Origin of the sequence: Legionella cardiaca, from assembly GCF_029026145.1 — a bacterium.
Taxonomy (GTDB): domain Bacteria; phylum Pseudomonadota; class Gammaproteobacteria; order Legionellales; family Legionellaceae; genus Tatlockia; species Tatlockia cardiaca.
The window spans coordinates 1,447,928-1,466,651 of record NZ_CP119078.1 but is presented as its reverse complement, the minus strand read 5'-3'; the positions used below and the strand labels follow the sequence as shown (position 1 = coordinate 1,466,651).

The following is an 18,724-nucleotide window of genomic DNA, read 5'->3' as shown; positions in this document are numbered from 1 at the left end:
AATATTTTCGTTAAATTTAAAGAAAGGAATTTGAATGTTAAAGAATTACACGGATTATTCAAAAAGTAGTAAGTTTCTTCATTGGCTTATTGCTCTGCTGGTTATTATCATGCTAAGTGTAAGTTTTTTTCTTGAGGACTTGCCTGAACAATACATTTCTACAGCCTTCTTGATTCATAAGTCTACCGGGCTTACGATTCTATTTCTTATGATTTTGCGTTTAGTTTTAATTGCTTTTAGAGGAAGACCACCCTTACCTGAATCAGTCGCTACCTGGGAAAAAATATTTTCAAGAGTAGTGCAATATAGTTTTTATATTCTTCTGATATTGATGCCATTAAGTGGTTGGATAATGTCAGTGGCGGCGAATAGAGTACCATCCTATTTTGGCTTATTTTCATTACCCCTACCTGGGATAGAGCCTGATAAGCAGCTGGCACATTCTATGGAGGAGGTGCATGAAATCATCGCATTGATATTGATTGCTTTAATCATTCTGCACATTGCCGGGGCATTGAAACATCATTTTTATGATAAAGATAACGTTTTGCTGCGCATGCTACCTGGCAGACGAAATAAAAATACGGACGTCCCTGTCAACTTAATACAGAAATAGGCGCGTATTTTTATTACTACCTTCTATCTGGATTAAACCATAATCCAGATAACCGATGCTCGTTTCGTACGGGACAAAAGTTTCTCATGCCTGGGCGAGCAAACTGTCCAACGCTTTACACTTAATGCATAATTTTCAGGTTTTTTGTAATAGTAGGCATAGTCTGCTGGAGATCAATCCTGTTTAAAAAATATTTTTTAAACAGAGCTGATCCCCTGACAGTGACATAATCTTTAAAGAGTGATAGATACAAATCGGCTCGGTAATATTTAGAACAGGCTCCTCTTCGTAAAAATGTCCTTCCTGCAAAGCAATAACCATTTAAGTTGCGTTTGTTAACGCAACTGTATTCGTTTGATCCTCAATACGTATTTCCCATGGATGTTCAAAAAGAATACTTGCCGCGATGAGATAGTGATTATTGTCAAGAGGACTAAAATCAATTAATTCGCCAATTTCTGCATTTCCTGATGCATCAAATATTTTTTTACCTGCGAGTACGGGTTCCTTAGTCTCAATAAAAAATAAACGCAAACCGTGCTTTAATTTTGCTCGGTAATGGGTTCTTGCAATAATTTCCTGTCCTTTATAACAACCTTTATCAAAGCTTATATAATTTGATAAATGTAAATCGAGACGATGAGGTAAAAATAAACCTCGTGTTGTAGGATAAATTTGTAGGTATTTATTACAAAGTTGTAGATAATGCCAACCCAATGAGCCACGATATTGTTGATTTTGACAAAATGGCTCTATAAATGTGTTCACCAAATTATCCCTAACCAGGAAAATATAAAGATTATTACCCAGATAATAACTACAATAGTCATCTGTTTGTAATACCTCAAAGCATTCAGAAGTTAATTGCACATTAGTCGGTAGATGATCATCAGGGTTATTTAAATAAAAACCATAAATTTGGTAAGTATTCGCTGGTTCAAGCGTTACTCTTGAGAGCATTGCTGTTTTGGATAGGGAGTTTTGAGTATCGACAAGCAGATCGTTAGGGAGAATCAACTGGAAATCATTCCAGCAAATTACATCCAATAACGCCAGAATACGCCCCTTTAAATTGCATTGAGCACCTTGACGCATCGCTGTCGATGTTACCTTTTTTACATCACAGGTAAGTTGTCCTTGGAGAAATTCTTGAGCACGCTCCCCCTTAACACAAACTCCACCAAGATGAGACAACTCAAAAAGATAGTTTTTATTCTTTTGAAAAGTGAATTCATTCTGAAAAGATAAAGTATACGTATAAGGACGTTGATTGATTAAGTATATTGATGTCATTTTAATTATTATAAGATTGCGATAGCTGTGAAGTTTAGTGTAACATTGCGTCGGCTGACAATCAGGTAAAATAATGATTAACCCCTCTAGAAAAGCAAAACTCATATGGCATTGCAGGCGAGGAATGCTTGAATTGGATTTGATCCTGAATCGATTTGCCAATAATCATTTGGATAATATCACTGAAGAGCAAATCGAACAATTTGATAAATTGTTAACTTGTATTGACCCTGAACTATATAGTTGGTTAATGGGGTATGAGCAACCTACAGACAAGGATTTAGTCGAAATTGTTGAGTTCATCAAACTGCACGATAAAGTTCGGTAAGTCTTCTTATTTCTTACGTATTGCTTTGTTGATCTATTTCTGTGCTTTTCTATTAATCGTTTATAGTGAATGGGCGCTTTGGTTAAAACTCTTAACTTGCATTCCATTAAGTTTAGAATTTCTCTATATTATTAAAAATCCAGTGCCTTATACTAACTATTTACAACTATCCCATAACAACCAAAAATGGTTCTTGCATACAAATAATACAACAATAATGAGCTATGATAGAATCCGCATTATCATTAATGCAGGTCTATTTTTTCTCCTCGAACTTGAAAACATAACATCCCGCAAAATGCTCGTTATTTTTACTGATCAGGTGTCAGCTGATACCTATAGACACTTGAAAATAAAAGAAAAGTATGTTCAAAATTAAAGCAATTGATTGGCGGGTCGACATATAGAATAAGCTTCGTCATGATGAGCACCTATGGATTGTCGGAAATTAACGGATTGCCATTTAATTGATTTAGCCCTCGCTGGAGACTCGCTTGCAGTAAACCATTTAATTCTTAGACATCGGACAAAAATATTTTTGCAAATCCATTCTCAGATTGATGATTTTTCATTAGTAAATGATTTAGCCCAAGAGGTTTGCTTAAAAGTTTTTCGTTATTTACCTTCATTTAAACAGCAATCAAGCTTTACAACCTGGTTGTATCGAATTACTCAAAATACAGTTTTAAATCATTTCAGAGCATTAAAAGCTCAAATGAGTGAAGATATTTACCTTGCCAGAATTGAAAACACAAATCATTCCCCAGAATCTTATGCAGTTGGTATGCAACTTCGAGAAAAGATTAATCAAGTTTTATTAAGCATGCCGAAAGAGCTTAAGCACTGTTTTCATTTACATGTAATAAAAGGCCTAAGTTATAAGGCTATTGCAAAACGTCTTCACGTTCCGATAGGGACGGTGCGTTCACGTATTCATCGTGCACGTTGTTTACTTAGAGAACAAATCGATTTTATCTAAAAATAAGAATTTAAAAATTTATGCTATATGCCTTTTGAATACTATGCAGCTTGCAATAAAAGCTGTGTTAGAATGCACGAATTATGGCAAACCCAAAACTTTTATGCTTGAAAGTGATCGTTTGATAAGTGCTACTTCGACTGTCTCGGAAGAAGCATTTGACCGTGCTATTCGACCTTTGAGTCTGGATGAGTATATTGGCCAGGATGCAGTTTGTTCGCAGATGCGTATTTTTATTGATGCCGCTAAAAATCGCCGGGATGCGCTTGATCATGTGCTTATTTTTGGTCCTCCAGGTCTTGGAAAAACAACTCTTGCCAATATTATTGCTCACGAAATGGCTGTGAACCTACGGCAAACCTCAGGACCTGTATTGGAGCGAGCAGGGGACATTGCGGCTATTCTCACGAATCTTCAAGAAAATGATGTGTTATTTATTGATGAAATTCATCGTTTGAGTCCTGTCATCGAAGAAATTCTCTATCCGGCGATGGAGGATTATAAACTCGATATTATGATAGGTGAGGGACCTGCTGCCCGTTCAATTAAGTTAGAATTACCCCCTTTTACTTTAGTAGGTGCCACAACGAGAGCTGGTTTGCTTACTTCGCCACTGCGTGATCGATTTGGTATTGTCCAACGACTTGAATTTTACTCGATTGATGCTTTGTGTCACATTGTTTCCAGATCAGCAAAACTGCTGGGTGTAAAAGCTGAGGATAAAGGCGCTAGAGAAATAGCCATGCGTTCACGCGGTACACCAAGAATTGCTAATCGACTTTTACGTCGTGTTAGAGATTATGCTGAAGTTAAGGGAAAAGGTATTATCACATTGGATATCGCAAAGCGTGCTTTAGAAATGTTAGATGTTGATCAACATGGTTTTGACATGATGGATAGGAAATTAATGTTGGCGGTTATCGAGCGTTTTGCCGGCGGACCCGTAGGGGTTGATAGTATTGCTGCGGCGATAGGAGAAGAAAAAGGTACCATTGAAGATGTTCTTGAGCCCTATTTAATTCAGCAAGGCTTTTTAATGCGAACACCACGCGGTCGAATCGCTTCGCAATTGGCCTATCAACATTTTGGAATTCCGATGGTTGAGCAGGAATAAATATGTCATGGCTTGATTTAAATCGTTTAGATATTCGTGTTTATGCTGAAGACGTTGATCACATGGGAATTGTCTACCATGCGAATTATTTGCGCTTTTTTGAGCGAGCAAGAACTGAAATGATTCGCAGTGCTGGCTTGTCTTTAACCACACTTGCAACGTATGATTGCCACTTTGCAATTCATGATGTAAAACTGCGTTATTTATTGCCAGCACGCTTGGATGATTTGTTGACTGTTGTGTCAAGAATAGAGAGCAAAAAAACTTGCAGTTTGGTTTTTGAACAATGTATCTATAGTCAGGATAATAAATTACTGTGTGATGCTATGGTAAAAGTGGTGTGTGTGGATGGGGCTATGAAGCCTAGACGTATACCAGAGAATTTATTTGAATAATTGATTAAATGTTGTTGACATTTTGGAGGAAAAAACGTGGGTAGCCATGCTAGTGTATTGGGTTATTTTATGCAGGCCGGTTTGGTTGTTAAGACTGTGATGTTAATTTTGCTTGCTGCATCCATCATATCATGGACTCTTATTTTGCAAAGGGCATGGTACTTTAAGCAAAAAAAACAAGAATGTGATGCATTCTCAAGACGCTTTTGGGCTAGTAGCGACTTAAGTAAATTATATGCAGATATTGACAGTAATGTTGATAGTAGACAAGGGTTAGCCGCAATTTTTCATGCAGGTTTTAAGGAGTATGTTCGTTCTCGCAAGTTGGGAAGCATTCTTCTTGAACCAATCCAACGGGCCATGCAGATTAAACACGCAAAAGAAGCAACACAACTTGAGCAACATCTTCCCTTTTTTGCTTCAGTGGGTTCTATCGCCCCTTATGTCGGTTTATTTGGTACCGTGTGGGGGATTATGACTTCCTTTCAGGCATTGGGCCATGCTCAGCAAGCAACAATCGCCATGGTTGCACCAGGAATTTCAGAAGCCTTAGTTGCCACAGCACTAGGCTTATTTACCGCCATTCCAGCAGTTATTGCTTTCAACCGTTATTCAACACGTGCTAATGACTTGCTAGATCGCTATGACTTGTTTCAGGAAGAATTAGTCTCACTTATTGAGCAACAGACAGCAGCGCCAGTAAGAGGATAAAATTGTTATGTCAAGAAAGAAGAAGGCAAGATCCAGTAGTCCAATTGCTGAGATAAACGTAGTGCCTTACATTGATGTTATGTTGGTTTTGTTAGTTATTTTTATGATTACTGCCCCCATGCTTACGCAGGGAGTTACTGTTGATTTGCCTAAAGCGGCAAGTCAAACATTAAAGCCTACTGAACGAGAACCAATTATTGTTTCAGTGAATCAGCAAGGTGATTACTTTCTTAACATTAATGCAGCACCTGAGAGTCCAATTGAAGCAAAAGCTTTGATGGTTCGTGTTGCTGCTGAATTAGAGTTAGCACATCAAAATAATCAACCCATTAATGTTTTGGTCAAAGGGGATCAAGGTGTCGCTTACGGTAAGGTAGTAGCTGCAATGAGCTTGTTAAAACAGGCTGGTGCTGAGCAGGTAGGCTTATTAACTGATTCATCTGATTCACCACAGGAGAGTCAGGGATGATAAATGATCAAAGTTACCGTAAATCTTTTTATGTGGCTATTTTTCTCCATCTATCTCTAGCCTTATTATTGTTGATTGAATCAACCAGCCAACGTCCGGTGATGACTATGGCAAAAAATGAGCCTAGTCAGGCTTTACCAATTGAAGCACAGCAAACTAAGGAGGTTGTTAAAGCAGTAAGTGTAGACAACCGAGAAGTTATGGAAACTGTAAATCGCTTAAAGCAAGAGCGAAATGAACAACTAAAAGCGGAACAAGCCAGGCAACAAGCTTTAGCACGCCAAGCAGAAATGGCTCGTAAAGCACGTGTACAAGAGCAACAACGCTTGGCTAAATTGAAGGAAGAAGCCGAAAAAGTGGCCATTGCACGAAAAAAACAAATAGAAGAAGAGCAAAAACGCCTAAAGCAATTAGCGCTACAAAAGGAACAGGAGGCCAAGCGACTTGCAGAGCTGAAGAAAAAACAGGAACAGCTTAAGAAAAAACAGCAAGAAGAGGCGGAAAAACTTGCGCAATTGAAAAAGAAGCAAGCTGAAGAAAAAATTAAAGCTGAAAAAGAGAAAGCTGAAAAAGCCAAGGAAGAGCTTGCACGTGCAGAGAAAGAAAAGGCAGAAAAAGCTAAAGAAGCATTGGCGCGTGCAGAAAAAGCCAGAGCGGAACAAGCTGAAAAGAATCGCCAAGCCGCAGCGCAGCAAGCAGCAGATGATGCCGCTAAAAGAGCTCACATTGCAGGTGAAGTTGATAAGTATAAGGCGATGATTGTCAATGCAATTGGTCGCCAATGGATATTACCTGAAAATGTAAATAATGGCTTATCAAGTCAATTTAGGATTCGTTTAGCTCCGGATGGTGCCGTGCTAGAGGTTACTTTAACACGTAGCAGTGGCGATCCTGTTTTAGATCGCTCAGCACAAACTGCTATTTATAAGGCATCACCACTTCCAGTGCCTACCGATCCAGAAACTTTCGATATATTCCGTGATATCAGTCTAACTGTACGTCCAGAAAACGTTAGGGGGTAATTGTGTCTATTAAACGTTTAATAACACCGCTATTGTTATTATTTTCGACCACGCTTTTTGCTGTGGATCTTGAGTTAACCCAAGGAATTAGTTCAGCGCTACCCATTGGTATTAATTCTTTCGGCTCCGAGTCAGTAGGACAGCAAATGTCCGGGATTGTAAATAATGATTTACAGTTTTCAGGGCAATTTAAAATAATTGCTGCACCAGGCTTTGAAACACCATCGATTACAGCTTGGCGACAAGCAGGAGCTGATAGCATCTTATCTGCAAATGTGAGACGTGTTGGCTACAATCGCTATGAAGTGAGTTATGAGTTAGTGGATGCAGTAGCTCAAGGCAGAGTGTTACTATCCAAAAGTTACCAAATCAGTCCAAATGAACTCCGTGCATTAGCGCATCATATTAGTGATGAGGTTTATCAAAAATTAACAGGTGAACGCGGCATTTTTTCAACGCGAATTGCTTATATACTCGTCCAGCGCAGTGGCGAGAACGCCAGATATTCTTTAGAGGTAGCGGACGTTGATGGCTATAATCCTCAAAGTTTACTTGTTTCATCCGAACCAATCATGTCACCCTCGTGGTCACCAGACGGCAGTCAAATTGCGTATGTTTCTTTTGAGAAGAAAAAGGCACAAATCTTTACTGTAGATGTTGCCACTGGTCGACGTCGACTGGTAACTGATTTTACCGGAATTAATGGCGCACCTGCCTGGTCTGCTGATGGGCGCCAATTAGCGGTTGTATTATCAAAAGGTGGCTCACCCAAAATTTATACTGTTGATTTAAGTAGTGGCAGTATGAAGCAATTAACTTTTGGTGATGCGATTGACACAGAGCCACGTTATTCACCTGATGGGCGTTCTTTACTCTTTACTTCTGGCCGTGGCGGTGCGCCCCAGGTTTATCGTTTATCATTAGCTGATGGCGGTATCAGCAGAATGACCTACGAAGGCAACTATAATGCTCGGGCGTCTTATACTCCTGATCAGAAACATATTGTCATGCTACATCGCGAAGACAAAAGTTTTAACATCGCTGTGCAGGATGATGGTGGCCATGTAACGCAATTAACCTTTGCACCAATGGATGAATCTCCATCAGTAGCTCCTAATGGTCGTTTAATTCTTTATGCTACTCGTTATAATGACCAAGGTGTTTTAGGAATGGTTTCCATTGATGGGCGTGTTAAAATTCGCTTGCCTGCCAAGCAAGGTGATGTCCAGGAGCCAGCTTGGTCACCTTATTTAGGATAATTAAAAGTGGTAAAAAAATGGAATGTAATTGTTTTAATTGTAGGCTTGTTTGTAGGAAACGCTAGTTATTGTTGGAATGCTTTGGGTCATCGATTGGTGGCCCAAATTGCTTATCACCATCTTACGCCTCATGCAAAGCGAGTCCTTAACCACTATAATCATGCCTTGGATAAAGTCTATCGTCCGCAAAATCTGGTGAATGCTGCTGTATGGCTCGATAGTTTACGCTATCAGAAGGATTTATGGCTTGGTTCTAAGCATTACATCGATATTCCTTTTTCTTTTGATGGAACTGACTTAATAAAAGAGGATAACGTTAACGCAGTTTCCGCGATTAACACAGCTAAAGAGTTGATGCAGGATAATTCAGCAAATGATTTTGAAAAAGGATTTACACTGCGGATATTGTTGCATGTTGTTGGCGACATTCATCAGCCTCTTCATGCTGCTAATCAATTTAGTGTAAAAAATCCTCAAGGTGATCAAGGTGGAAATCTGTTTTATTTAAAGGCAAATCCAGTTGCCAACAATTTGCATGCATACTGGGATAGAGGCGGTGGTTTATTAAATTATAAACGCTATACTTCTGCCCAACTTAGTAGGAAGGCTTATTCAATAGAAAAACGCTGGCCTTGTCATCTTGAAAACATGGTTCTCGTTCCGCAAATTTGGGCTGAAGAATCTCATCAATTAGCAGTTCACAACGCCTATCAAATTAAAATGGGTGAAAAACCTTCAAAACTATATCAGCAGATGGTCAAAAAAACAGTAGAACAACGTATTGCCATCGCGGGTTGTCGCTTAGCCGCATTATTAAATCAGATAAGTTGAAAGTTCCGTATTAACTTAAAGGGATCACCTACCAGATGTATTGAAACAATGATTTGATGGAATAGACTCTATAGTTTCCATTCGATGCTTTTATAGAGTGACTCATCAAGTGCAAAATAAAGTTAAAATATTAACCCATTCGACTTTATTTTTAAAAACAACCTTTTGAGACGCGAGATTCCTATCTGAATTAGGTTGCGCTTTTCTGTGAGTTCATTGAGTAGGAGGGGTTCTAAACACTAACCCAGCAATTTCACTATTTATGCAAGTCTTGTTTGATTATGAATGACGGAAGGAATTAAAATCTGGCAGGCCTCTCTTATCTGACAAGAGGCTGTAATTTTAGAGAATGTTTAATATTTGCTTAAGATTAATTCAGTAAAATAGTGTCAATATTTTGATCGATGTGTCGAGGAAATAATGGGGCGAAGAGTTAAAGAAGGTAAATATACTTCAATTGCTGATAGTGCTGTAGACAAGCTCCTAAATAGACTGAAACCAATCCTGGCAGATTTGCAAAAAAAACTTGATACTCGGCCAGAGTATAAAAAGAGAACAATTGAAAACGAATTTACAAAAAACCAATTTGCCGCATTAGCAAGAATTATTAAAGTTTACGATGACATTTCAAGTAATTTTGCTAATGGGAATCAGCCAAATATGGCGTGGCTATTGCTTAAAAATCCTGGATTGCTAAGTGATATGACCAGTGTGACAAATGATTTAAGCTCCACTCATCAAACCATATACAACTTATTGAAAAAGGATCTGGCCAGCATAACTGAAACTGCTTATAAAGCAGCGCAAAAAAGTGATTCTTCTGTAATAATCGAAAGTTTTAAAGAGGAACTAAAGAAAGCCATCAGAAAAAAATTGGCTAATTTAGGTACAATTATCCCTTGCACCAATTTAGAAAAATATTTACTAGAGTTGGATCGTGTCATTGATGAGTATGACATTAAGAACCATTTGTCTAATAAAAGTGAATTTATAGAGAATTTAAAGCTAGTTATTTCAAGAAATTTTGTAAAAGATCATAAAAAAATGGATTTTAAAGTAGTTCACCCCATTTCCTATGAGTTAATCGCCAAAATCTTTCCATTCCTACATGAGATTCCTGCTGAATTAGAGGATCTAGCGTCCTTTTTTCATCCAGGAGCTGGTAATATTCCTAAGAAAGTATCTCATGTTACAGAGAAGGCCCCCAGCGATTATACCTATCTGGTGAAAGGGGAAGTCATTGATGCTGAAGAAGCATACAGAAAATATAGAGTTCTTCTTCCTTCAATTTTGTCAGGTAAATTAATTGACTATTTTGAAGACTATAAAGATACACTTCATGTGCGAAGTGAGCTTGCAAAAATGAATATGATACGAGAATTTATTCATGCTGAGAATAAATTACTTGAAGAGAAAACAGAACAATTCTTAAAAGATTTCTCTACAGGAGCTGTAGAATCTCCGCATAGTGAGGCATTATCATCGATTGATCCCAAGGTTGCCGCAGATGGAGCTGAGGGCAGACTTGAAGAAGAACTAGCAGTCTTTAAAGAAAATGAGTTTCATATTAAAGCACTAATTGATGAACTGACTCAAAAATTAATGGACTACAAAGGAAAAAGTTTACGTAAATTATTAGACTCTCATTCGGAATTAGCAGAGAGATTAGTAAGTGAAGCTAGCAATCATGATGTCACCTATGCCAATGAAATTCTTCCTGATCTACTTCTTGTGAAAAAGACGGATGCTAGTTTTGGTCTCCTGGCGGTTCAAGAGAATCTTGCCAGAAATTTGCAGATGCAAAAAATGAAACTAGAGGGCGTGCTTGAGCACTTGCAGGAAAATAGAAATAGATTAGTTTTGAACTATCACCAAAAAAGAAATGCCGATATTTCACAACAATTAGAAAAATTGGATAAGGCTATTGCAGGGTTTGAAAATTTTGCAGAGTCCAGTGCTAATGATTTGGAAGCCCTCGAACGCCAATTTTCCATGCTGGAAATGCATTATTCCAATGTCTTATCCATTCAGGATGAATTGAATAAGTTACTGCAAATTTGGGAGCATCCATTTTATTGCCCGTCCTATTTAAAGCAAGGACTTTATCCAGCAATTATTAACATTTATTCAGCCAATAAAATGGCGCTTACGGGACATCAGCATACGGTTGTAAAAATATTAGGATTTCTGGAATCACAAAAACTTGAATTAATCCAGCGATTAGAAAAAGAAAGAGCTGCCCAATCGATGAAATCAGCTAATCGCGAAGCTTTTACCGAATTGCAATTTACAAAGAAAGAGTTGCTTGCAAAAAAACAGGAAGAAGAAAAGAGTATTACAAGAGTACTTGAGGATCTTAATGAAAAGACAATTCAAGCTACTAAACTAGAAAATGATGATGAATTGCAACAGAGCAAATCTAAACGTTCATTAATGGCGCAATCAGTTTGGGGTGAGGTAACGAAACATAAAGAAACATTATCCCAATTGGGCTCCCTGGATGAGCAAAAATTTGATCGTTTATTTGCTCTATCTACACTAGAATCTGATCAAACTGAAAAAACTTTACTGTGGTTAGAAGAGTTAATTTCTACTGAAGAAAAAAAGGACAAACAATCCACCGGTAATAAAGATTATTTTGAGAGTAAAAGACAAATCCAGACAGCCTTAATGGCTGTTTCTCAGGCTATTACAGCAAAAAAGAGTCCACTGGTTGATGTTTTAAAAAATCTTGATGAGCTAACCACATTTTCAATAAAAAAATTCTATGGCATATCGATTTTTAAAAGAGGAGCTGGTATTGAAGTTTTAGCAAAAATTCTTCAGCAAGAAAAAGAAGAAATCGAGAGAAGACTTGCATGTGATGAATTATCAGAGAGTATTGATGAAGCTAAGGATTTAGTCACTAACCAAATCAAATGGGCTCAGCAATCACAAGATAATCTACTGCTTTATAAAAGTCGCAGTGTTGAGCTTTTAAATATTAAAAAAGCACTAGAGCCACTAGTCACAGTAAACAAAACAATTGCCAAAAAAGAGCAAGAAATTGCGTTAGTGAAGAGTGATCTTGAACAAGAAATTAATAAAAACAAAGAAGCGTTAGCGCAGACTAAGACAGATATTTCTAATATTAATCTTGAGATACGAATTCTAGAAAAGATTGATATTTTACTTTTAGATGTACAAAAATTAAATGATTACCTAAGTACAACCAGCGAAAATCCAGACCAAAAATGTAATGAAGCTGAAAAGCAATTTGAACCTCTCATACAGGCTTCAGAGGAGATAAAAAAATTAATCGATGAAGTTAAAAGCAGTGAGTATGAAGTAAGCATCACAGCGATTCATTCCGTTCTAAAAACAGCCGTAAAACGGATTGCAAATTTGAAAATTGCGAGTTTCAATGAAAAATTTAATACTATCTCGGTGGCTTTGGATTCGCTTCCTGAAATGTCTGACCTAAAACTAACCCTCTTAAAAGAGCAACTAATAAACTTTAATATTTATTCACAAGCCATTCAGCCTGCTTTTCAGAATATTGAATTGCTTCAAAGGAGATTAAGTAAGACCTTTTCTGAGCAGGACAATGATGGTAATGCAAAAACTTCAGTGTCAACAGAAAGCGGGGCAGAAGGTTTAGTCCCTATCTGCCGCGGAAAGCAGGAGCTTTTACTGCAAGAAATAACGACCTGCTTAGAACAATATAAAACACAGATTGAAACTCAAAAACAAACCCTGGGGATGACCTTTAATGAAACTTGCGAAAATAAAAAGGTTCACGCAGAGGCTATCCTTGCTCTCAAAGCTTATTTACCAAGTATTAAAGAAGAAGAACTGAGCCATTTAAGTGATGAGTTAGAAAAGTTACAGCCAGCAAGCAAGGGCACTCTAGGGACATTAAATGAGGTAATAAATGCAATTAATTTGCTTAAGAAACAAGTCGAAAAACATGAAGTTATTCTTAATGGCCAAAAAGATCGAATAATGCAAAGAAGGGAATTGGTTCAGAAATTTTCTGGAATTTTTAAGGAGTACTTGCAAAAGCGTCACGGTAAATATGCATTCAAAGATTTTTTTAATAATGCTGATGCACTTAAGCGAGAAAGTTTTATTCAGAAACTATCAGAGGAAATGAAGGGGTATGAAGAGACCGGTGACGGGAAAAAAGTTATTGATTATATTTTTCAAAATAGAAATCAATTTCATGGTCTTACTTTGCAGCCTATTCTAAGTAGACTGATAATTGATATGACTGATTTAGGTAAAAAGATTCCAACTTCTCAAGAAAACTACATTTTTGCCGTAGATCCTGTTTCTACTGATGTACACGAAGATGCTTTAATAATTTTAAAAAATCATGAGGAAGCTCACCCCAAATTAAGTAATGCACTTTCTCATCTTTATAACGCGATTGAAGTGCTTGAGCAGCATGGGGTGAAGATTGGTAAAGATGGCCAAATGGTTCAAGATTTAGCAATTCGCTTGCGCAAAAAAGTAGATGCGCTAATTTATGAGCATCCAGATAATTTACCGACGCCTGATGAATATAATGCCTTCCATGCTGATTTTATGGAGCATTTACATAGCCACGATGATGTAATGTCTAAGCATCGTTCGTTCTGGAAACCGTTCATTGTTAACCTTGCTTTAGCATTAGTGTCTGTAGGTATTGCTCTTGGAGTTAAATTACTCACTTCCAAACGAACTGACGGTTATGCTTCTTTCTTTGTTGAAACGAAACGCTTTCAGCATGTAAAAGAGTTGGATATGTCGCTTGAGGATGTCGCCAAAGCAGCGGCAGCTGCATAGAAATTCGGTTCTTCTCAAAAATTATCCCCTCCAGATCGTTATCCTGAAAACGGCTGACCGTTTTCAGGGCAGGGGATTTAAAATTAGGTTGCCATAGCGCTGACAAGGCGATTTACGACAATCCTTTTGAGATTATGGTTGTTGCAACGATTCAATAACAGCGCCTAAAAATCGAGTTGCTTCACCACCCGTGACAGCTCGATGATCAAAGCTTAGGGATAAAGGTAATAGACGGTGTTTTTCAATGTTATCTTTCTGAACCACGGCTCCTTCGTATAAACGACCAACCGCTAAAATTGCAACCATCGGTGGCACAATAATTGGACTGGCAAAACGTCCGGCAAATTTTCCAAAGTTTGACAAAGTGATCGTTGCTCCTTTTAAATTTTCAGCAGCAACAGTTCGATTTTGCACGTCTTTTTTATAATCATTAATCATTTGTCTTAATTTGGAGTCACTTTGCCTGGCTGCATCATGAATGACAGGAACAAATAAACCATCACTGCTATCCATTGCTAATCCTAAATTAACCTCTGTAAAACATTTTCTTGCACTATGCGCTGTATTAAACCAAGCATTCAATGCAGGCTCTTTTTTGCAAGCGTAGACAATAGCTTTGATAAGACGGACCGTTATATCATTTTGAGGTTCCCAGCACTGAATATCTGCCTCATCAAAAATACTTACAGGAACGACTTCTTGGTGGGATTGAACCATACTAGCCAACATAGCGCGGCGTACACCTCGCAGGGCTTCAAAGCCTTCTGGAAGCTCGGTCTTTTTACTGGCAGCTGACTGAACATCATCACGAGTAATAACACCATGCTCGCCTGTACCAGTTAATGATTTGAGGTCAACACCAAGTTTTTTTGCCAATAACCGAATTGCCGGAGTAGTCTTAACTCGTTGGGATGCTGTATGACTTGAACCAATTGTAAAATTGTCTTCACTAATGTCGGTACTTTCTTCTAAGTTACCAACGACGGTTCCTTTGTCGACTCGCGCTGTTTCTGCAGCTTCAAAGCCAACCAAAGGTTCGCCTGTTTTAATCACATCACCTGGTTTACCAAACAATTTGACAATTTTCCCGCCTTGAGGACAGGGAACATCAACAACAGCTTTGGCTGTCTCCATTGAAACCAAGGGCTGATCCGCTTGAACAATATCGCCTTCTTTTACAAACCACTCATGAATTTCAGCATCAGGCAAACCTTCGCCCAAATCAGGTAAATTGAATATATTCATTATCACTCCATTATGCTCATGACACTGTCTTTAATCCGGGAAATGCTCGGTATATAGTTTTTTTCTAGTTGGAAATAGGGCATGACTACATCATAACCTGTTACTCGTTGCACAGGTGCTAACAGATCTGCTAATGAGTTTTCCATTAATTGAGCAGTAATTTCAGCCCCAACACCACATGTTTTGGCCCCTTCATGGATAATAACGCAACGGCCAGTCTTCTCAACAGAGTTGATAATTGTTTCTATATCGAGTGGTTTGATTGTTGCCACATCGATAACCTCACAGGAGATGCCTTCTTCCGCTAATTGTTTAGAAGCCTGCAATGTTTCATGCATACTAGCTCCCCAACTGACCAAAGTAACATCGTCTCCTTCCTGTAATGTAAAACACTTACCCAGAGGTAATGCCTGGCCATTATCTTCTACAGGCTGTTTAACCAGTCTATAAATTCGTTTAGGCTCCAAAAAAATAACGGGATCGGGATTTCTAATTGCAGCTAATAAGAGACCATAGGCTCTCTTGGGAGAGGAAGGAATAACGACCTGTAATCCAGGAATATGTGCAAACAAGGCTTCAGTGCTTTCTGAATGATGTTCGGGTGCTCGAATTCCTCCACCAAAGGGAGCACGAAATACAAGTGGGCAGTGTAATCTACCTCGTGTTCTATTACGCATTCGTGCTGCATGAGAAATAATTTGATTCATTGCAGGGTAAATAAAACCCATAAATTGAAACTCGGCAACAGGTTTCAATCCTTGAACGGACATGCCAACTGCAAGCCCAGCAATCATGGATTCTGCCAAAGGTGAATCGAATACACGATGTTCACCAAAGCGATCTTGCAAACCTATTGTTGCTCGGAATACGCCGCCATTTTTCCCAACATCCTCACCAAACACCACCACATTTTCATCATTGGCTAATTCATAGGCTAATGCCTGGGTAACAGCTTCAATTAGAGTTATATCAGGCATGAGCGGCATCCTCCATGGCAATTGCACGCTGCTCAATCAGGTAATCTGGCAATTCAGCGTAATGATAATCAAATAGGCTACTAACTGGTTGAGGAGCACGAGTCAAATATTCATTAACTGCTTCCTCAATCACTTCACTGCATTGGTTTAATAACTCTTTTTCTTGAGTTTCATCCCAAATATGTTGCTGTTCTAAATAATTTTTGAATCGACTAATAGGTTCCTTTAATTTCGCATGCTCAACTTCTTCACAAGGTTGGTAGCGAGTTGCATCATCAGCAGTAGTGTGATCGCAAAGTCTATAGGTTAATGCTTCAATTAATGTCGGCCCCTCACCACGACGAGCTTTTTCAATGGCATCGCCAATTACCTGGCGGCAAGCAAGAACATCATTGCCATCTATTTGAATACCATCAAATCCTGCCGCAATTGCTTTTTGAGCGACTGTTTGGGAGGCCGTTTGTTTTGATAATGGGACGGAAATAGCCCACTGATTATTGTTAACAACAAAAACAACAGGCAATCTCCAGGTACCCGCAACGTTCATTGCTTCATAGAAATCGCCTTCAGAAGTACCACCTTCTCCAATACAAACCACCGCAACTCGAGATTGTTTGCGATACTTAAATGCAAAAGCGACTCCTGCAGCATGTAGGCATTGAGAAGCGATAGGTACGCAGATAGGAAGATCTTCTGAATTACAGGCGAATTGGCTTCCTCGTTCGTCACCACCCCAATAGGCCAGAATTTCCGACATTTTTACCCCACGTTGAAATTGCGCTGCATAATCACGGTAGTAAGGTACAAAAACATCTTCTTTTCGCATGGCATGACCAATAGCTGTTGAAATAGCTTCTTGACCATTAATTGGTGCATAGGTTCCCATTTTTCCTGTACGTTGGAGAGCAATGGCTTTTTTATCAAAGGCTCGAGTACGAACCATAACACGGTATAATTCCTTCATAACATTTTTATCAGATGTGAAGGATGGTAAACTGCTCGAAGGTTTACCTTGTTCATTAAGATACTGAATATAAGGTATTTCAAAATGGGCGACTGTTGTCACGGCTGTCTCCTTGTTAACAACGCCGCCATAGAATACTCACAATTCTTTCTAAAAACTAGGGACTTCATTAAATCCGTGTTTAAATCAAACCAAAATTACTAGTTGTTTGTACATCTTGATCACTAGGAGTATGACTAGCAAGATGGCGTTTCAAATGTTCCTTAACAAATTCCATAACACAATTTTTAGTGGTTATAACTAAATCTTTCTTCTTTATTTTTGGCGGAATATTTGTGCTTAGATAAGTTGATAAACTTTCATCCCAGGCTTTAGATAAATAAAAGTCTTCATCACAGGTTAGAGGTTGTCCAATATGAGATTTAGCATCGGTATCATTTGAATAGGTTTCTCTAAGAGCGACAATCGTTGCATCAACTGTCTTTTCAGTGAGTTCATCAACAACTTTGTCTTTTTCATCCAAAATAGATTTGAAAGTTTTTTGAATTAAGCAGTAGAAAGAGTGCAATGGCCCAATGCATGCAGCTTTTGCATCCATTTGTCTTCTCATCTCTACCATGCGGAGATCAAACTCATATTCTAAATGCCCAACTTCAACGGTTAGCTCCCTTAAAAGATTTAGTTTTTCAATAAAAACTGCTTTGTCTTTTATGCTAAGTCTTTGTCTTAGTAATTCCATTTGTTTCACACTAAATGAATCGCTTGTTAGTTTCTGTGCCTGCATGTCGGGTGTGACAAAGAAAAGCAGGTCTCTTAACATAATGTTAACGCGGGCAATTCGCCCTTGTTGAACTGCAAATTCAAATTCATTGGGATCTGGAAATAATTTATCTCTCTCTTCTTGAGATAATTTTTCATAATAGGTGGGGCCGTAATTAAGCCTCTGATTTAGCATGATTTTTTCGACAAGATCACGTAAATAATTGCTGAATTTTGTGGATAGAGGCTGATCGTTTATCTCATCATATAAAGGCGCTAAAATTTTATTAAAAAGCATGCAAATAATTTCCATTTGCCCTTTTTTTATAGGGTAGATACTTTCATTTTTTAGGTATTGAAGGGCTTTGACCATATCTGCTTGCGAGTGAATTAAGTCTACCTGGCGAGAACTGGAGTCCGCTTTATTTTTACCGCCAAAATAGTCCAGGCAACTTAGAGTATTACCCCAAACACCCGGCGAAGTCTCACGGCTGATAAAGGCCTCCACTCGAATACCTTTGGGTTGATTTTCAGTTGCACTGGAGCTGGCTTTTTCTAATATCTCTGGTGGGGTTGTAATAGAGTCTTTTCTGGTTTTAGAGCCAAAAAAAGTCCCTTTTGACCTTGAGTGTGTTCTTCGCAATTTTTTAGCCGTATCAATTTCATGAATTTCCATCATAGGATGTGATGCGAGAAAAGTTTTCATATCGGTAATGACAACTTCTTCTTCATGGCTAACAGTTATGCCTTTAATCTCCTGTAGCGATTTAAGCAAAGCAGATTTATTATAAGCTTCATTGCAACCGGCCAACTCCATGGTACATACCGCTTTATTGTTTTCTGGATCATAATTCCAAATCACCGGGTGTTCTATAAAAGTAATAGAAGGGAAACAGATTTTCATAATTATCCTACTTTGGAAAAAACAGCTCGAACTGTACAATTATCTTGCC

At 38.3% G+C, this 18,724-nt stretch carries 17 protein-coding genes; 12 read left to right on the top strand and 5 right to left on the bottom strand.

What is annotated here, in order from left to right; genetic code table 11:
• Window positions 1–34 precede the first annotated feature (34 nt).
• The gene (locus PXX05_RS06355) at window positions 35–616 is read left to right on the top strand and encodes a cytochrome b (protein WP_275090220.1); all 582 of its coding nucleotides are present in this window, start codon (window positions 35–37) and stop codon (window positions 614–616) included.
• Between the two features lie 321 nt (window positions 617–937).
• Here PXX05_RS06355 and ygfZ read toward each other — a convergent pair whose 3' ends face one another.
• A complete protein-coding gene (gene ygfZ, locus PXX05_RS06350; RefSeq protein ID WP_275090219.1) occupies window positions 938–1,909 on the bottom strand; it encodes a CAF17-like 4Fe-4S cluster assembly/insertion protein YgfZ in 972 nt (323 codons plus the stop codon).
• Window positions 1,910–1,982: 73 nt separating this feature from the next.
• Here ygfZ and PXX05_RS06345 point away from each other — a divergent pair, with 73 nt between their 5' ends.
• The 11 genes from PXX05_RS06345 to PXX05_RS06300 all read left to right on the top strand — a co-directional run bounded on the left by PXX05_RS06345 (window position 1,983) and on the right by PXX05_RS06300 (window position 13,826).
• On the top strand, window positions 1,983–2,237 hold the full coding sequence (locus PXX05_RS06345; protein WP_420844635.1) for an FAD assembly factor SdhE: 255 nt from the start codon (window positions 1,983–1,985) through the stop codon (window positions 2,235–2,237).
• Complete coding sequence (locus PXX05_RS15135; RefSeq protein WP_420844634.1) at window positions 2,200–2,616, top strand: protein YgfX; 417 nt, start codon at window positions 2,200–2,202, stop codon at window positions 2,614–2,616. Before PXX05_RS06345 ends, PXX05_RS15135 begins: the two co-directional genes overlap by 38 nt.
• Window positions 2,617–2,670: 54 nt before the next feature.
• Window positions 2,671–3,216, top strand: a complete 546-nt coding sequence (locus PXX05_RS06340) for an RNA polymerase sigma factor (protein ID WP_275090218.1) — start codon at window positions 2,671–2,673, stop codon at window positions 3,214–3,216.
• A 103-nt stretch (window positions 3,217–3,319) separates the two neighbouring features.
• Window positions 3,320–4,330: a Holliday junction branch migration DNA helicase RuvB gene (gene ruvB, locus PXX05_RS06335; protein WP_275090476.1), complete on the top strand. Its 1,011-nt coding sequence runs from the start codon at window positions 3,320–3,322 to the stop codon at window positions 4,328–4,330.
• A 2-nt stretch (window positions 4,331–4,332) separates the two neighbouring features.
• Window positions 4,333–4,725: a tol-pal system-associated acyl-CoA thioesterase gene (gene ybgC / locus PXX05_RS06330; RefSeq protein ID WP_275090217.1), complete on the top strand. Its 393-nt coding sequence runs from the start codon at window positions 4,333–4,335 to the stop codon at window positions 4,723–4,725.
• Between the two features lie 36 nt (window positions 4,726–4,761).
• Entirely contained in the window at window positions 4,762–5,436 is a 675-nt protein-coding gene (gene tolQ / locus PXX05_RS06325; RefSeq protein WP_275090216.1) for a protein TolQ, read from the top strand.
• A gap of 7 nt (window positions 5,437–5,443) precedes the next feature.
• Window positions 5,444–5,905 carry a protein TolR gene (gene tolR / locus PXX05_RS06320; protein WP_275090215.1) on the top strand — a complete coding sequence of 154 codons (462 nt, stop codon included), beginning with the start codon at window positions 5,444–5,446 and terminating at the stop codon, window positions 5,903–5,905.
• Window positions 5,902–6,927 carry a cell envelope integrity protein TolA gene (gene tolA / locus PXX05_RS06315; RefSeq protein WP_275090214.1) on the top strand — a complete coding sequence of 342 codons (1,026 nt, stop codon included), beginning with the start codon at window positions 5,902–5,904 and terminating at the stop codon, window positions 6,925–6,927. Before tolR ends, tolA begins: the two co-directional genes overlap by 4 nt.
• Window positions 6,928–6,935: 8 nt before the next feature.
• Window positions 6,936–8,186, top strand: coding sequence for a Tol-Pal system beta propeller repeat protein TolB (gene tolB / locus PXX05_RS06310; protein WP_275090475.1), 1,251 nt, complete (start codon window positions 6,936–6,938; stop codon window positions 8,184–8,186).
• A gap of 6 nt (window positions 8,187–8,192) precedes the next feature.
• A complete protein-coding gene (locus PXX05_RS06305; protein ID WP_275090213.1) occupies window positions 8,193–9,017 on the top strand; it encodes a S1/P1 nuclease in 825 nt (274 codons plus the stop codon).
• Between the two features lie 420 nt (window positions 9,018–9,437).
• On the top strand, window positions 9,438–13,826 hold the full coding sequence (locus PXX05_RS06300; protein WP_275090212.1) for a coiled-coil domain-containing protein: 4,389 nt from the start codon (window positions 9,438–9,440) through the stop codon (window positions 13,824–13,826).
• Window positions 13,827–13,958: 132 nt separating this feature from the next.
• Here the strand turns inward: PXX05_RS06300 and PXX05_RS06295 are convergent, their stop codons facing one another.
• From PXX05_RS06295 to PXX05_RS06280, 4 genes are all read right to left on the bottom strand, one after another.
• Window positions 13,959–15,071 carry a dihydrolipoamide acetyltransferase family protein gene (locus tag PXX05_RS06295; protein ID WP_275090211.1) on the bottom strand — a complete coding sequence of 371 codons (1,113 nt, stop codon included), beginning with the start codon at window positions 15,069–15,071 and terminating at the stop codon, window positions 13,959–13,961.
• Window positions 15,072–15,073: 2 nt separating this feature from the next.
• Window positions 15,074–16,048, bottom strand: coding sequence for an alpha-ketoacid dehydrogenase subunit beta (locus PXX05_RS06290; RefSeq protein WP_275090210.1), 975 nt, complete (start codon window positions 16,046–16,048; stop codon window positions 15,074–15,076).
• Entirely contained in the window at window positions 16,041–17,114 is a 1,074-nt protein-coding gene (gene pdhA, locus PXX05_RS06285) for a pyruvate dehydrogenase (acetyl-transferring) E1 component subunit alpha (RefSeq protein ID WP_275090209.1), read from the bottom strand. The genes PXX05_RS06290 and pdhA overlap by 8 nt, the downstream gene beginning before the upstream one ends.
• Window positions 17,115–17,193: 79 nt before the next feature.
• Window positions 17,194–18,675, bottom strand: a complete 1,482-nt coding sequence (locus tag PXX05_RS06280; protein WP_275090208.1) for a hypothetical protein — start codon at window positions 18,673–18,675, stop codon at window positions 17,194–17,196.
• Window positions 18,676–18,724: the final 49 nt, after the last annotated feature.

What these genes read in the sequence shown, in the direction of transcription:
- PXX05_RS06340 (WP_275090218.1), top strand. Translation starts at nt 2,671, where the DNA reads ATGGATTGTCGGAAATTAACGGATTGCCATTTAATTGATTTAGCCCTC.
- ruvB (WP_275090476.1), top strand. Translation starts at nt 3,320, where the DNA reads ATGCTTGAAAGTGATCGTTTGATAAGTGCTACTTCGACTGTCTCGGAA.
- PXX05_RS06345 (WP_420844635.1), top strand. Translation starts at nt 1,983, where the DNA reads ATGATTAACCCCTCTAGAAAAGCAAAACTCATATGGCATTGCAGGCGA.
- PXX05_RS06280 (WP_275090208.1), bottom strand. Translation starts at nt 18,675, where the DNA reads ATGAAAATCTGTTTCCCTTCTATTACTTTTATAGAACACCCGGTGATT.
- PXX05_RS06355 (WP_275090220.1), top strand. Translation starts at nt 35, where the DNA reads ATGTTAAAGAATTACACGGATTATTCAAAAAGTAGTAAGTTTCTTCAT.
- ybgC (WP_275090217.1), top strand. Translation starts at nt 4,333, where the DNA reads ATGTCATGGCTTGATTTAAATCGTTTAGATATTCGTGTTTATGCTGAA.
- PXX05_RS06300 (WP_275090212.1), top strand. Translation starts at nt 9,438, where the DNA reads ATGGGGCGAAGAGTTAAAGAAGGTAAATATACTTCAATTGCTGATAGT.
- PXX05_RS06290 (WP_275090210.1), bottom strand. Translation starts at nt 16,048, where the DNA reads ATGCCTGATATAACTCTAATTGAAGCTGTTACCCAGGCATTAGCCTAT.
- ygfZ (WP_275090219.1), bottom strand. Translation starts at nt 1,909, where the DNA reads ATGACATCAATATACTTAATCAATCAACGTCCTTATACGTATACTTTA.
- tolR (WP_275090215.1), top strand. Translation starts at nt 5,444, where the DNA reads ATGTCAAGAAAGAAGAAGGCAAGATCCAGTAGTCCAATTGCTGAGATA.
- tolA (WP_275090214.1), top strand. Translation starts at nt 5,902, where the DNA reads ATGATAAATGATCAAAGTTACCGTAAATCTTTTTATGTGGCTATTTTT.
- PXX05_RS06295 (WP_275090211.1), bottom strand. Translation starts at nt 15,071, where the DNA reads ATGAATATATTCAATTTACCTGATTTGGGCGAAGGTTTGCCTGATGCT.